The sequence below is a fragment of the Mesorhizobium kowhaii genome (genome assembly GCF_042431665.1).
Taxonomy (GTDB): domain Bacteria; phylum Pseudomonadota; class Alphaproteobacteria; order Rhizobiales; family Rhizobiaceae; genus Mesorhizobium; species Mesorhizobium kowhaii.
In genome coordinates this window covers 1-14,436 of record NZ_JBHLYT010000063.1, presented here as the reverse complement: position 1 = coordinate 14,436, position 14,436 = coordinate 1, and the positions used below count along the sequence as shown (strand labels likewise).

Sequence of the window (14,436 nt, the reverse complement as noted above, 5' to 3'; positions counted from 1 at the left end):
TCTCAATAATCGGATCGAGCAGGACCATCGGCGCATCAAGCGCCGCATCCGCTCCATGCTCGGCTTCAAATCGAAGGCGAGCGCAGAGGTCATTCTGTCCGGCAGCGAGATGGTTCACATGATGCGCAAACGGCAGGCAAGGTTTGCGTACAATCCATGCCCTTCAATTGCCGAGCAGTTCGAGATCCTTGCCGCCTGATCATTGGCGCGAAAGCGTCGCGTCGTGACCGAAATCACGATTTGCGACAGAACCTTTCCAAGTACCATAGAGGACAATAAGCCAGACTACCGGCAACAAGATAAGCAGCGACGCCACCGCCGCGATCGTCGGATCGATTTCGTGCCGCATATTCTCCCACATTTTCAAAGGCAACGTCCTGATTGTGAGGCCACTCACCAGGGAGGATATGACGACTTCGTCGAACGAATGAATGAATGCAAACACCGCGCCGCCGATGACACCAGGCAAGATGAGAGGCAGGGTTACACGGTTGAAAGTTCGCACGGGACCCGCACGCATGCTTTTTGCTGCCTGCTCGAGCCGGTGGTCAAAGTTCGCGAGCGTCGCCGACACGATAACCACAACATAGCCTAGGCCGCCTACAGTATGCGCGAGAATGATGCCGATCCGGGTTCCTACGAGGCCCATTTTGACCAGGCCCAGGTAGGCTGCGATACCGACAACAATCACTGGGAAAGTGATGGGCGTCAGGATTACAAGGGTGACCAAGCGCCTCGTGCCGGGAGACGTACGGCTCAAGCCGTAAGCTGCAAGCGTACCGGTGAGCACGGACAGGAATGCGACCGCAAGGCCAACCTGCAGGCTGGTCAAAAGCGCTCCTGTCCAGGTGGGGTCCGTAAAGAAAGACAGGTACCATTTAAACGAAAGGCTAGAGGGCGGAAATTCCAGGTACTCCCCGCCGCTGAAAGACATAACGATGATCACAAGTCCCGGGAACAGCAGGAAACCCATCACAGAAACCAAGTAAGCCACACCTAGTGCGCGGATACGGCTGCCGGTTCCGATACCTCGAAACTTATTGTGCTCCCATGCCTTGGCCCGGCGCGTTTCAACCATCGCTGTCCAAACGCGTCCCAAGTTGCCGGGTAGAAATCGCCAGAAGCGACTGCGTGAAGCCTTGCCGCTTTGCTCCGCAGGACTGCCGGAGAGGTCAAGACCTACCATCGAAAGCACCGCGACGGCGATGGCCAATAGGACGAAGGCTGATGCCGCGATACGCCCAAGATTAAAAGAGCTTGTAACCTGCGCGGCGATAAAGCTCGAAAGCATTGCGTCTCTTAACCCACCGAGTGCGGCTGGTGTAATATAGAACCCGAGGCTAAGTACGAAGACTAGAACGGAGCCGCTGCGCAGGCCCGACAGGCTCAAGGGAAAGAACACCCGCCAGAATGCGGTGGAAGGGGGAGCGCCAAGGCTCCTTGCAGCCTCGACGAGCGACCGGTTAATTCCGATCATGACGCTCACGAGCGGCAGGATCATTACGGGCAACATGATGTGGACCATGCCTAAGTAGACGGCGGTTCGGTTATAGATCAGGGGCAGGGGGCTGCTAATCAGGCCTGCGTCGAGAATTAGGGAGTTGATGAGACCACGGTCGCCCAAGATCACGATCCACGCGTAAGTCCTCGCAAGAAGGCTCGTTAGATACGGGATTACCACCAGCACGATTAGAGTGAGTCGCACACGCTTCGAGGCGGAGGCTATTAGATACGCAGCGGGATATCCGATGATAATACAGAGCCCCGTGGAAACGAAAGACATCTGAATTGTCTGGATTAGTACCCGTATGTTAGCGGGCTGCGCCACAAACGCAGCGTAGTTCACGAGCGAGAAGCGCGGCGCGTTCAAGCTTGTGAAGAATAACCAAAGCATCGGGACAATGAACACGCCGGTGAGAACGACAAAGGCCGGGGCGGCGAGCGCGGCCGGCTGCTGGAATAGGTTGCGGATCATTGAAGTTATCGCCTGCGGATGATCATAACTGGACGATCCGGACATCGGAGCGGAGCCATGTGAGAGCCACGGCGTCACCGGTTTGGAAGGCCTGCTGGTTGGTGGCAACGTGCTGCCTGACGGTCAGTTTGTCATCGCCGACGCGAACCACGTACTTCCGCAGGGGCCCTGCATAGACCATCTCGGAAACGGTTCCTTCGGCGCAATGGGTTTCCTCATCAGCAGGTGACCGCGGAGACAATATGGCCCCAATTTTTATTCTTTCTGGCCTTATCATGCTGACCGTCCCGGGTTCCGTGGGCGCATGCCTAGTCAGCTCGTGCTCGAGGAAGTTCGCCTCCCCAAGGAAGTTGGCGACGAAGCGGGTTGCAGGTCGATCGTAAAGTGCTTCGGGACTGTCAATCTGCTCAATGGTCCCGCGCTCCATCACGACAATGCGATCTGATAACGTCAACGCTTCTTCTTGGTCGTGGGTGACGCAGACCGTCGTGATTCCAAACTCCTTATGTAGGCCCTTGATTTCGCCTTGCATTTGCTCACGCAGATTTCGATCCAATGCGCCGAGAGGCTCGTCGAGTAGCAAAACCGGCGGATCCGCGATTAAGGCGCGGGCCAGCGCTATGCGCTGCTGCTGGCCCCCGCTCAGCTGTGACGGTAGGCGATCCTCATAACCGCGCAAGTGGACGCGCTCGAGCATGCGCTCGACCCGCTGGGCACGCTCTGTTGACTTTACTCCTCGCATTTCCAGTGGAAATGAGAGGTTGCGGGCGACCGACAGGTGCGGAAACAGTGCATAGCTTTGAAAAACGATACCCTGATCTCTCCGATAGGAGGGTACGTTGGCCACCGATCGTCCTCCAATGAGAATGTCGCCGGTGGTCGGACCTTCGAAGCCGGCTAGCATCATGAGCGTGGTGGTTTTGCCTGAACCACTCGGCCCCAAGATCGTGACAAACTCGCCCTCGTTTACCGCCAGTGACAGGTTCCGTACCGCAGCGAATTCGCCGTACTTTTTCGTGACGTCCCTGAATTCGATCTGGGAAGATTTGCTGCCGTCGATCAATGATTCGTTCCTTATTCTCTCGGCACCGCTCCCCTTGCAAAGGCGCGGACACCTCGGAAGCAGCGACCGCAACCCGACTGGCGGATTCCGGCCAATCAGTCATTTCCCCTGCAATCAGGTTCGGCACAAGGCCGAACACGCGACTTAGATCAGAATCCACTCATTCCAGCGCTGGATGAGACGCTCGGTGTTAGAGATACCGTCAGACCCGACCGCGCCATACCAATTCATGTTCAGCGGGATGCTGGATTTGATGTAATCCGGGTGGCTGGCAAGCTTGCGGCCGAGAGCGTCTGGTAAGTGCTTGAATGCATTAAGGTTGGACGGTCCATAAGGGATGAGTTGGGCAAACGCGGCCTGGCGGTCGGCACGTGTCGCGAACTCCACGAACTTTTGCGCATTCTTCGCGTTGGGGCTTCCCTTCGGAATAACCCAGAAGTCTTGTGTGAGCTTGGCTTGGTTGCGATTGACCTCGAGCGGGCTGCCCTGGTCAATCAGGAGCGTTGCGCGGCCGTCGTAGGAGTTCATGACGTCCGCGACCTTGTCGTGCATAATCTGTTGGATCTCGGAACCTGTACCCCACCACTTGCGGATGTGCGGTTTGATCCTGTCGAGGCTTTTGAAAATCCTGTCGATATCCATGGGATACAAAGCGTTCGGCGCGACTCCATCGGCCAGAAGTGCTTCCTCCCAGGGGCCTTCCTGTCCATTCTGCCCTGAGACGAGCGTCCGCACGCCCGGGAATTTTTCGACATCCCAGAATTCCGCCCAGGAACCCGGACGCGGCTTGCCGGCAGGAAATTTTTCGGTGTTGTAGACCATCACATAAGAATAGATCAGCGCGCTGACGCCGAATTTCTCTTTCGCAAAATCGACGATGCCGTCCAACTCTTCTTTCTTGAACTTGGAGTAATCGATTTCCTCGAGATAACCCTTCTCCGCAGCCGCCAACGCGCCGCTCTGCGGGATACCGGCTACGTCAACAGAGATGCTGTTGTTAGTGACCATCAGCTCGATCTGCGCGAAATCGATCTGGTCGGTAACCGGCGTCACCTTGATGCCGGTTTCGGCTTCAAATGGCTTCACGTATGCTTCAATCACTGCTTTACCGGCGTCACCGCCGTATACAAGGATGCGAAGTTCGTTGGTGTCCTGGGCGGAAGCGATTTTCGTCGTTAGTCCGAGACCGCCGAGGGCGGCGGCGGAAGCGCCGGCCGCCAGAAAGCTTCTGCGATTGATGGTGATATTCATGTTTGTTCCCTCTTTGTTATGCCAAAGCTTGGCATGTTCCGCCCGTCACGCGGCGAGCGTTGTCTCCACTAGGTTGACCCAGTAACCGATGCCGTATGGCAGGGCCTCGTCATCAAAATCGTATGAAGGGTTATGCAGGCTTGCGCTGTTCCCGTTGCCAGCGAAAATGAACGCGCCCGGTCGGGCTTCAAGCATATACGCGAAGTCTTCGGAACCCATGAGGGGCTTGAACTTTGTGTCAACCGACGCGTCTCCGACCAGGCTTCGCGCGGCACGTAGCGCCCGCTCTGTGCCTGCGGTGTGATTCATCGTGACGGGATCATGTCTGCGATAGCTGAGCTCGGCATCGCCGCCAAACGTTCGTGCTATGCCTTGGGCGCAGGCACGGATACGCTCTTCCGCGAAATCGCGTAGCTTTGGGGACAAAGTTCTCACGGTTCCCGACAGCGTGATTTGCTCCGGAACGATATTGTACGCCTCGCCTCCGTCCATTTTTGTCACGGAGATCACCAACGATTCCAGCGCGTCGGTCATGCGGGAAACGAGGGTTTGAAGGCCCAGGATCACGTGGGCTGCGATAACGACCGGATCTACTGTCTGGTGCGGCATCGCGGCGTGCCCGCCCCGCCCTTTGATCACGAGGTCGTACTCATCAAGGGCTGCCATGATGGGTCCATCGCAGATACCAAAGGTGCCCACCGGCATCCCAGGCAAGTTATGCATACCGAATACCTGTGAGATATCGAAGCGATCCATGATCCCTTCTTGGACCATCCGCTGGCCGCCCAGCATGCCTTCCTCTGCAGGCTGGAAGATCAGAGCGACTGAGCCTTTGAAGTTCCGCGTGGCCGCGAGATGCTTGGCTGCACCAAGCAGCATTGCCGTATGGCCATCGTGCCCGCAGGCATGCATTTGCCCCGGCGTGGTCGAGGTCCACTGTTTACCGGAAGCCTCGAATATTGGCAGCGCGTCCATGTCGGCACGCAATCCGATCGTGGGGCCTTCCCCGGCAGAACCGTGGACTATGGCGACGATACCCGTCTCGGCAATTCCGGTTTCAATATGATTTATGCCGAACGACTGAAGCGTTTCGGTGACAAACCGGGCGGTGTTGGGCAGCCGGTAGTCGAGCTCAGGGTGCTGGTGGAGATATCGTCGCCACCCTGCGACTTCGTCCTTGAGATGCTGGAATGATGTTAGGTCGCGCATTTATACCTCCGGTGCTCGACAGCGCCTCTTGGCCGCGCCGCCAAAGGATCGCATAGCAACTGTCCGCCCGACATCCCAAGCAAGGCTAGAAATTACCGACGTAATCCCATTCCAAATTGCCGGCGTGTGCACCGGTCGCTGACGAAGGATGGAGTCAACCCAGCACTTTGCCATGGTTGTCTAAAGGATTGAACTTGGGTATTCCCAAGTCAAATGCCGTGTATATATCGGCGCCATCTCGCTTCTAGATGGCTGATATTCAGCGCCTCTCCATCATGCGGCGACTAATGTCGACCGCGAAGACAACCATTCACCCGGCAGCGTCGTGTCAACAACTTCATGCTTGACGAACCAACTGCGATTAGACGACCATATCAGGTCGGGCGCTCTCTCATCATATAATGCCGAAAGTAGGGATGATTCAATCAGAAGCCGCGCCAGGTGTCACAAAGCCCCTCGTTACTCAGGCAGAACGTCGTCCGCGACTAGCCACGCATATCCGTGGGGCATAAGATTGTCCAACAAATGTCCAAGGTTCCGGAACCGCTCCAGACCTGAACCTGGGATTTGGCTTTGAAGCCATTCGGAGTGTCTTATGGGCACCATAAGATCGGGAATGGCATGGAAAAACCGTGCGGGTGCTCGAATTGTGCCAAGCTCGCAACCCCATGTTGCCGCAAATGCCTGGAAGGCCTGAACATAGCCGTCGATGGAAAAGTCGTCTTTTATCGATTCAGAATCGGTGAGCCCAAGCTGTCGGCAAATCCTAGTCGCCAATGGTTTCCGCCTGTCCGGCGTCAGCACTGATGGGACCAAATCGGCTTAACTGAGAACGGAGGATTTCTGGTTCATCGTAGCCTTTCAAAGGAGCGAAGATGAGACAGAAATCCGGAACAGAGAAGCGCCCTGCAGAAACAGTGATTAAGGACATCCGCCGGGCTACCCGCAAGCAGTATGGAGCGGAGGAGAAGATCCGCATCGTGCTGGAGGGATTGCGCGGTGAAGAGTCGATCGCGGCGTTGTGCCGGCGCGAAGGGATCGCCGAGAGCCTGTATTACAACTGGTCGAAGGAATTCCTCGAGGCCGGCAAGAAGCGACTGGCAGGAGACACGGCGCGTGCCGCGACCAGCGACGAGGTCAAGGTGCTGCGCCGCGAGACGCGCGACCTGAAGGAGGTCGTCGCCGAACAGGCGCTTGAACTGCGGCTGCTTAAAAAAAGCATGATCGCGGATGGGGGCGACGACGAATGAGATACCCTGCCTCCGAAAAGCTCGAAATCATCCGGATCGTCGAGAAATCCCACTTGCCGGCGCGGCGCACGCTGGAACAACTCGGCATTCCCCGCGCCACCTTCCACCGCTGGTATGACCGTTTCCTGAGCGGCGGCGTCGACGCGCTCGAAGATCGCAGCCCGCGGCCTAGCCGGGTCTGGAACCGTATTCCCGAGGGTGTGCGGGGCCAGATCGTCGAGCTTGCCCTGGACAAGCCGGAGTTATCGCCACGCGAACTGGCTGTGACCTTCACCGACACAGAAAGCTATTTTGTCTCGGAGTCCTCGGTCTACCGCCTGCTCAAGGCCCACGATCTGATCACCAGCCCGGCCTTCATCGTGATCAAGGCGGCCAACGAATTCCATGACAAAACGACCGTGCCCAACCAACTCTGGCAGACCGACTTCACTCTGAGTAATTGATCTTCGGCGCTCTCTCGCGGTCATTATGGCCTGGAAGCTGTGCACCACCATGAAGGCCGAGGACGTCACCGACACCCTGAACCTGGCGCTCACAGCATCAGGCTGCGACCAGGCAACGGTGCATCAGCGACCGCGGCTGCTTTCCGACAACGGGCCGTGTTACATCGCCGGTGAGTTGGCCGACTGGCTGCAGGATCGTGACATGGACCACACCCGTGGCGCGCCGTGCCATCCTCAGACCCAAGGCAAGATCGAGCGCTGGCACCAGACGCTGAAGAACCGCATCCTGCTCGAAAACTACCTCCTGCCGGGCGATCTCGAAGCCCAGGTCGGCGCCTTCGTCGAACATTACAACCATCGGCGCTACCACGAGAGCCTCGACAATCTCACCCCCGCCGACGTCTACTTCGGGCGCGGCCAGACCATTCTGTTGCAACGAGAAAGGATCAAGCGAAAGACCATCGAACAGCGGCGCTTGCAGCATCGCAAAGCCGCAGCTTAAAATGACAACCCAGATGGACCAGAGCCTCCGCTAAATCAGGCCGCCATTTGTCTCAAAAACCCTGACGACGGACACGCCAACCCATCTCACTGCCAGATGCCGCTTATACAAAATCTGTATTTGACCCAGATCATCGGTCTAGTGACCGTTGTCCGAACGAGCACGCTGCTTGCGTTCGATATCGGATCCGAGCTGCATTTGCCGATCCAAATCGACGAAACAACTACGCAGAACCATCGAGGTGACTAATGACCACGACATTATCGCCGATTCCTCTGACGGGTACGCCATTCCCGAAAACAGAATACGAACGGAGGCAGAAAAAAGTAGTCGAAACGATGGAGCGAACCGGTCTGGACGCGCTCGTGGTCACTGACCATGCTCATCTGCAGTACCTTTCGGGTTACAACGGGCGCGGCGGTTATTTTGCGCCTTTCCTGCTGATTTTCGTACCCGGCAAGCAGCCAACCTACGTCGTGCGCGAATACGAAGTGGCTTCCGTGCGCGCCGAAAGCTGCATCGAGGAGATCATCCCATACACGCAGCAGAACGAGTTCCCCAAAGTCAGCGCCGATGTCCTTCGCAAGTATGGCGTGCACTGCAAACGAGTGGGTTTTGAACTCTGCTGCTGGCATGTTGCGCCGGCGGACGTAGGTGCCATCCAGGCTCAACTCCCGGACCTGAAGGTTATCGATGCGACTCGGCTGGTCGCGTCGGTAGCCGCGGTCAAAAGCGACTTGGAACTGGCGCTCGTGCGCAAACTAATGGTTATGACCGACGCCGCGGTTCGAACCTTCCAGACGTCGCTGCGCGCGGGCGCGACCGAAACGGAGGTGGCGGCGGCAATTGGCGACGAAATCGAGAAGGGTGGCGGCGCGCTCGCCCGGGGCCTGACCTTGGTTTTCGGCGAGCGGACGCGGTTGCCGCATGGCTCGCCGGCCGACTTCCCGATAAGAGACGGTGAACCAGCGATGTTCGAAGGCGGCGCCATGAAAGACGGGTATGCCATCGGGGTGGTCCGCAGTGCTGTGCTTGGCCGTCATCCCGAAACCGAAGCCTTGCACGATGTTTCGGTGGAGGCGCTCGAGGCGGCGATTGCGGCCATCAAGCCCGGGATAACCGCGCACGAGGTCGACGCAGCAACCCGCAAGGTCATCGAGAAATCCGGGCGGCAGCACATCTTCCGCCACCGGACCGGTTACCAGACTGGTATCAACTGGTCGGAACGCGGTTCTCTAAGCCTGGAGCCAGACGCGAAAGACGTCCTCCAGGCCGGGATGACCCTGCACATGCCCATCATTCTGTTTTCGGAAAACGGCTATCTGATTGGGGCCAGCGAGCATGTTCTGGTTACCGACAGCGGCGCGGAAATCCTCAGCCAGACACCGCACACGCTCCATTATGCATGACGGAGTGAAGTTGAGTACGGAATTCACCCACGATGACCCCGTACCCTTCCAGCTTGTCAGAGCCACCTAGCCGACGGGCTCGGCCAGCCACAGCCTGCCCATTTCAACCATAGCAGAGAAGTCTTAATCCATGAGCCCGCAGTCCTCAGCATTTCTTGGAATCCTAGCCCTCGACCAGGGACAACGGCCAGACAGGCTTAGAGAGCCCGGGTCGATGAACAATCCAGAGACTGTCGGTTTTCCGATCGTCATGCAGACGGTGGAGGGCGCGTTGGCTGAAAGAGTTGTTCGAGGTGATCCGGCTCTCGAGGCTGCCTATGTCGCAGCAGCGCGGCAGTTGGTCGAGAAGGGAGCCGTTGCGATTAGCTCCACCTGTGGATTCACGATCCGGCACCAGGCGGCTGTGGCCGCGTCGGTTCACGTACCGGTGGCAATGTCGAGCCTTCTCCTCGTGCCCACCTTGATGCGCCAACTGCCGCGGCGTGCGAAGCTCGGCGTTCTGACTTACGATTCCACGCATTTGGGCGAGGATCTGCTCGGTCTTGACGACCCGGCCGAACGGGAAAGAATAGTGGTTGGCGGACTCGAAGGCAGTAAGTACTGGCATGATGAGTTAAAGATGCCGGCCCCGCCCACCGATGTGGCTGCGATGGAAGTGGACGTCGGCGCTTGCATCGCCAAATTGAGAGCCGCGCATCCAGAGATCGCCGCCATCTTGTTCGAATGCGCGGGGTTCCCAGTGGTCGCTCCCGCGATCCGTCGCCTCACCAAGCTTCCGGTCTACGACATTACCATCCTGTGCCGGATGATGGTCGCGTCGATCGCCTGAAAGCCTCTGTCAAAGCACCGGACGTCGTGCTGAATTGACTATTTCTCAGCCACCCCGCCCAAGCCATCTATATCCCAGATGCCACGATATCGAATCTATGCTTGCGGAGCACGGACAGTGCTATTTCAATGGTTTCACAACTAACAAAAATGGGGAGCGATCATGTCCATCATTTCACGCCGTGGGATGTTGAAAGGTGCCGCTTCGGCGGTTGCCATCAGTACGGTTGGTTCGTTCGCACCCGCCAGGGTGCGGGCAGCCGAGACAATCACCGCCGTCGAATGGGGCGGTAGCTATTTCGACAACATCAAGAAGATCGCCGCCAAGCAGTCGGACATTGAGGTCAATTGGCAGTTGCACGCCGGCGGGGCTATGGTCATCATGCCACAGATCAAAGCCCGTTGGCCGAATCCGGGCATCGACCTGCTGGCGGGGTGGGATCCTTCATGGCAAATAATCGCCAGGGAAGGCTGGGCTGAGCCTGTCACGTTGGAAAAGGTCCCGAATCTCGCCGACGTGCCGCAAAAACTGCTGGTCAAGGACAGCGCCGGCAACGTCATCAACATCCCTCGAACGATATCGGGGCTCTTCTGGTCTTATCAGGCCGATACCGCGCCGTTCGCGATCACCAAGGTCGAAGACCTTCTGGACTCTCGCTTGAAAGGAAAGATCTGTTTTCCGGTTCCGTCCCTGAACTCCAACTTGCAGATGGTCACCTTCGCTCTGCACAAGGGCGGCGACGAGCGCAACATGGAGGCGGCGTGGGACTTTGTGAAGGAACTGGCGCGCAGCGGTAATATCGGCCGCGTCGCAAACGCGGACACCGATATCACAACTTCGATCAGCTCGGGCGAAACCTCCGTTACCTTCGTGGCGGGTAACGGCGCTGTCCAATTGACCCGCAACTTCCCCATGAAGTACCTGAACAAGATGGACAAGGAGACAGGATTCCGGACATTCGTCTATCATGAAGGCTGGTGTGTCCTTAAAGGCGGAAACACGGACGGCGCCTTCAAGTTCGCCAATTTCGCAATCAACCCGGAAAACAATGCGGAATTCAATCGGGAGGTCGCAGGCATACCGGCTAACGTCAAGTCGACGGTTTCCGAGGAGATCAAGCCGATGGCGTTCTCCAATGAGGAGATGGAGAGATCGGTTTATGTCCCGGACTGGTCTTATCTCTCCGAACAGACGAATGCTTGGATGAAGCGCTGGGAGCAGGAAGTCGTGCCTTTGCTCTAGCACAGTCGCAGGCCGATGGCTTGTATGCGAGATTGACGGGCATTGGCGGGCAGATGACATGACGAATTCCGCACGAAGCCAAATACTGCTGCTGCTTCCGGTGGTGGCAGTATTTCTGCTCTTTCTCGCACTGCCGATGTTGACGGTGCTTAGCGAGAGCTTCCGCACGTTCGAGCCCGGACGAATTGGCTCGGCTGAAGGAGCTCCGCTCACCAGCGTAAATTACACCGAACTCCTTCTCCCCGTCTACGCGCGGTACTTTTTTCAAACCTATTGGATTTCGTTCTGCTCATCCGTTGTAGCCGTCCTTTTTGCCTTTCCGATTGCCTACTACATAGCCAAGAACGCATCCGGCTGGCTGCTGAAAGCCTCGATATCGGCGATTATCGGTCTGATATTCCTGAGCGCGCTCGTCAGGATCTACGCGATTCAACTGACTTTCGGTTCCGCCGGGATGCTAGTTCCGGTGATGTCCGCCCTGGGCGTCAACACCAACAGCCGGGCGTATATCTACGTCGTCATAATCGCAGGATTGCTCCACTATACGTTACCGATGTCGATCCTGATCCTGGTCGGTACCATACAGAACCTGAATCCCCGCCTTACGGAAGCGGCTCAGTCCCTTGGCGCCTCGGCCCTCAGCTCCCACCTCACAATAACGCTGCCGTTGTGCATGAGGGGGCTGATTTCCGCATTTCTGGTCTCGATGACGTTTGGCGTAAGTGCGTTCGCCATTCCGTGGATCCTGGGACGCGGGCGGGTGCTGTTCATTTCAAATCTGATCTATGGCCGGTTCAGCGAGGTTGCGAATTTTCCGAGCGGAGCGGCGATCTCTATCGTCATGATCATTCTTTCGATGCTCCTGATCTTCGCCATCTCCAGATTGGCATCCTTGCTAGGCCGGACGTGACAAAATGATCAGCAAGCGAAACGCCGACATTGTCCTTGCCTGTGGCGTAGCGGTGATTATCGTGGCGACAGCGATATTCCTGCTGGCTCCGGTGGTCGTGACCGTCTTCATGGCATTCGATGCGCGAAGCTACCTCGGTTCATTTCCCCCACCTGATCTTTCGACGCAATGGTTCGGGCGGCTCGTGAGCAATGCCTATTTGTGGTCCGGGTTTCGAACCAGCGTTCTGCTGGCATTCGCGGCGACCGCCATCGCCGCCGCGATCGGCGCCCCGGCCGCGCTCGCGATCAGCCGAATGTCCGCTCAGTGGCGCGACATTGTCACGACAGTATTTCTGTCTCCTCTTGTGATCCCCGGCGTGATTGTCGGCTTTGCACTGCTCATGTTCTTTTCGTCATTCAACCTGCTGCCGCCTTTTCCGAGGCTGGTTGCGGGACACCTGATCATCACGATCCCGTACACGATCCGAATGACGCTGATTGGGCTTAGCGGTATCAGCGCGTCGTTGCGGGAGGCCGCATTGAGCCTCGGTGCAAAGGAACGTCAGGCCTTCTTTACGATTACGTTGCCGCTCGCCAAGAACGGTATTGCCGCCGGCGCGATTTTCGCCTTTGCTTTCTCGATGGACGATGTGGCGATCAGTCTCTTCTTGAGCGACTTCAACACTTACACGCTACCGGTAGCACTGCTCGGCCTGATGAGGTCGAGTTTCGATCTGACAATCGCCGCGGCCGCTGTCGCCCTGATGGGGCTCACCATTGTGCTGCTTTTCGTGCTCGACCGCGTGATCGGTCTGGAGCGGGCCATCGGCCAGGGTATGTATAGGGTTTGATCGCATGAGAGTTCTGGAACTTAAGAACGTCACCAAAAGGTATGGGGAGTTCACCGCGGTCGACGGTGTGTGCCTGGAGATAGAAAAAGGGAAGGTGCTTTCCCTTCTTGGACCCAGCGGCTGCGGTAAGACGACAACGCTGCGCATTATCGCGGGCTTCACCTCTCCCGATGACGGAACTGTGGAAATTTCCGGGGAGAATGTCGGGCACTCGAGGCCCTATGAGCGCAATGTGGGGCTGGTTTTCCAGGATTATGCGCTCTTCCCTCACATGACCGCGGCCGAGAACGTCGCCTATGGAATGCGGCACCGGGGAACCCCGGCAGCGGAAATACCATCTCGCGTCAGGAAGATGCTGACGCTTGTGCGAATGGAAAGCATGGAGCTCAGATATCCAAGCCAGCTGAGCGGCGGGCAACAGCAGCGGGTCGCGCTTGCGCGCGCGCTCGCAACCGATCCCCAGATCGTACTTCTCGACGAGCCTTTGTCGGCACTTGATGCCAAGCTTCGGCTGGAACTGCGCATTGAGCTCAAGGAGATCCTGCGGTCGGTTGGCGCAACGACCATCGTCGTCACCCACGATCAGGAGGAAGCCCTCAGTCTCGGGGACGAAGTCGTCGTCATGCGTGCGGGCAAAATCATTCAACGAGGTTCACCGACGAAGATCTACGAGGCGCCGGCCGACAAATTCGTTGCCGAATTCGTCGGAAGATCCAACTGGTTCCAGGGATCACCGCGTGGAGAGTCGCAGGACGGCGTCAGCACCTATGTCACCGCCAATGGGATCGAGATTCGCGCGAGGTCACCATCAGGCCGGCACGATGGCGCCGATCTCTGCATAAGGCCGGAAAACATCGAACTCGTGGACGGCGCCGCTGGAGAGGTGCCCGGAAATCGGGAGCTCAATGTCCTGACGGGTGTCGTGCTCGATGTCGCCCCGCTTGGCGCTGACGTGCATGTGGTCGTCGAACTCCCCGGCAAAAGCCGACTGCTGGCCATTCGCAAGAATGTCGGGAGAAGTCAGGCAGTAGCACCCGGGCAGACCGTGCGCGCCGTCTTCGACGCATCGGACGTCCTTGTTTTCTAGGAAGCATGCACCCTTCCGATCGCCCCCAAGGGCACGCCGCTGACCCGCGTCCGGTCCGGCCCATCTTGCTCCGATATGAAGTCGATCTTCGACCACCGAAATGGTGCTTCCCGGTTCGTTGTCGGTGCATGAGAACGGCGCACTCCTGATCGACAAGGCCGCTGACGGCGCCCCCGCGCGGGCAGGGGGGCAGCACTTGGCGCGGTGCCTTCGGTCGATTCAGGGTAAGCGGTGCGCCAAGGCACCTGCCAAAATCGTCTTGTGATGCCGTTGGCCGCCGCGCCGGCGGCCGATCACTGATTGTAGTGGATGACGTAGTGGAGTTCGCGGGTACGCATACGACGAAGGCCGCATGATTGGCACATGCGCGTGCGCGTGGCGGGCTCTATGATGGCGTTGCGTGAAGGTCAGGCGGCCTGCTGATCGGCGGGCTT

At 57.9% G+C, this 14,436-nt stretch carries 11 protein-coding genes and 1 pseudogene; 8 read left to right on the top strand and 4 right to left on the bottom strand.

Annotated elements, in window-relative coordinates; genetic code table 11:
• Window positions 1–199 (top strand): DDE-type integrase/transposase/recombinase (locus ACFFNA_RS33605; protein ID WP_378924154.1); only part of this gene is annotated, 199 nt, incomplete at its 5' end.
• Here ACFFNA_RS33605 and ACFFNA_RS33600 read toward each other — a convergent pair.
• The 4 genes from ACFFNA_RS33600 to ACFFNA_RS33585 all read right to left on the bottom strand — a co-directional run bounded on the left by ACFFNA_RS33600 (window position 200) and on the right by ACFFNA_RS33585 (window position 5,498).
• Window positions 200–1,975: an ABC transporter permease subunit gene (locus tag ACFFNA_RS33600; RefSeq protein ID WP_378924152.1), complete on the bottom strand. Its 1,776-nt coding sequence runs from the start codon at window positions 1,973–1,975 to the stop codon at window positions 200–202.
• A 22-nt stretch (window positions 1,976–1,997) separates the two neighbouring features.
• On the bottom strand, window positions 1,998–3,038 hold the full coding sequence (locus ACFFNA_RS33595) for an ABC transporter ATP-binding protein (protein ID WP_378924150.1): 1,041 nt from the start codon (window positions 3,036–3,038) through the stop codon (window positions 1,998–2,000).
• Window positions 3,039–3,182: 144 nt separating this feature from the next.
• The gene (locus tag ACFFNA_RS33590) at window positions 3,183–4,289 is read right to left on the bottom strand and encodes an ABC transporter substrate-binding protein (RefSeq protein ID WP_378924148.1); all 1,107 of its coding nucleotides are present in this window, start codon (window positions 4,287–4,289) and stop codon (window positions 3,183–3,185) included.
• A gap of 45 nt (window positions 4,290–4,334) precedes the next feature.
• Complete coding sequence (locus ACFFNA_RS33585) at window positions 4,335–5,498, bottom strand: M20 aminoacylase family protein (protein WP_378924146.1); 1,164 nt, start codon at window positions 5,496–5,498, stop codon at window positions 4,335–4,337.
• Between the two features lie 875 nt (window positions 5,499–6,373).
• Here ACFFNA_RS33585 and ACFFNA_RS33580 point away from each other — a divergent pair.
• The 7 genes and pseudogenes from ACFFNA_RS33580 to ACFFNA_RS33550 all read left to right on the top strand — a co-directional run bounded on the left by ACFFNA_RS33580 (window position 6,374) and on the right by ACFFNA_RS33550 (window position 14,002).
• Window positions 6,374–7,693 (top strand): annotated as a pseudogene (locus tag ACFFNA_RS33580) (IS3 family transposase).
• Between the two features lie 248 nt (window positions 7,694–7,941).
• A complete protein-coding gene (locus ACFFNA_RS33575) occupies window positions 7,942–9,102 on the top strand; it encodes a M24 family metallopeptidase (protein WP_378924144.1) in 1,161 nt (386 codons plus the stop codon).
• Between the two features lie 214 nt (window positions 9,103–9,316).
• Window positions 9,317–9,931, top strand: a complete 615-nt coding sequence (locus tag ACFFNA_RS33570) for an aspartate/glutamate racemase family protein (RefSeq protein WP_378924143.1) — start codon at window positions 9,317–9,319, stop codon at window positions 9,929–9,931.
• A gap of 162 nt (window positions 9,932–10,093) precedes the next feature.
• Window positions 10,094–11,173 carry an ABC transporter substrate-binding protein gene (locus ACFFNA_RS33565; RefSeq protein WP_378924142.1) on the top strand — a complete coding sequence of 360 codons (1,080 nt, stop codon included), beginning with the start codon at window positions 10,094–10,096 and terminating at the stop codon, window positions 11,171–11,173.
• Between the two features lie 58 nt (window positions 11,174–11,231).
• The gene (locus ACFFNA_RS33560) at window positions 11,232–12,083 is read left to right on the top strand and encodes an ABC transporter permease (protein WP_378924140.1); all 852 of its coding nucleotides are present in this window, start codon (window positions 11,232–11,234) and stop codon (window positions 12,081–12,083) included.
• A 4-nt stretch (window positions 12,084–12,087) separates the two neighbouring features.
• On the top strand, window positions 12,088–12,915 hold the full coding sequence (locus tag ACFFNA_RS33555; RefSeq protein ID WP_378924138.1) for an ABC transporter permease: 828 nt from the start codon (window positions 12,088–12,090) through the stop codon (window positions 12,913–12,915).
• Between the two features lie 4 nt (window positions 12,916–12,919).
• Complete coding sequence (locus ACFFNA_RS33550; RefSeq protein WP_378924136.1) at window positions 12,920–14,002, top strand: ABC transporter ATP-binding protein; 1,083 nt, start codon at window positions 12,920–12,922, stop codon at window positions 14,000–14,002.
• The last annotated feature ends 434 nt before the right edge of the window (window positions 14,003–14,436 follow it).

Coding starts and splice junctions, on each gene's coding strand:
- ACFFNA_RS33600 (WP_378924152.1), bottom strand. CDS start 1,975: ATGATCCGCAACCTATTCCAGCAGCCGGCCGCGCTCGCCGCCCCGGCC.
- ACFFNA_RS33590 (WP_378924148.1), bottom strand. CDS start 4,289: ATGAATATCACCATCAATCGCAGAAGCTTTCTGGCGGCCGGCGCTTCC.
- ACFFNA_RS33585 (WP_378924146.1), bottom strand. CDS start 5,498: ATGCGCGACCTAACATCATTCCAGCATCTCAAGGACGAAGTCGCAGGG.
- ACFFNA_RS33575 (WP_378924144.1), top strand. CDS start 7,942: ATGACCACGACATTATCGCCGATTCCTCTGACGGGTACGCCATTCCCG.
- ACFFNA_RS33570 (WP_378924143.1), top strand. CDS start 9,317: ATGAACAATCCAGAGACTGTCGGTTTTCCGATCGTCATGCAGACGGTG.
- ACFFNA_RS33565 (WP_378924142.1), top strand. CDS start 10,094: ATGTCCATCATTTCACGCCGTGGGATGTTGAAAGGTGCCGCTTCGGCG.
- ACFFNA_RS33560 (WP_378924140.1), top strand. CDS start 11,232: ATGACGAATTCCGCACGAAGCCAAATACTGCTGCTGCTTCCGGTGGTG.
- ACFFNA_RS33555 (WP_378924138.1), top strand. CDS start 12,088: ATGATCAGCAAGCGAAACGCCGACATTGTCCTTGCCTGTGGCGTAGCG.
- ACFFNA_RS33550 (WP_378924136.1), top strand. CDS start 12,920: ATGAGAGTTCTGGAACTTAAGAACGTCACCAAAAGGTATGGGGAGTTC.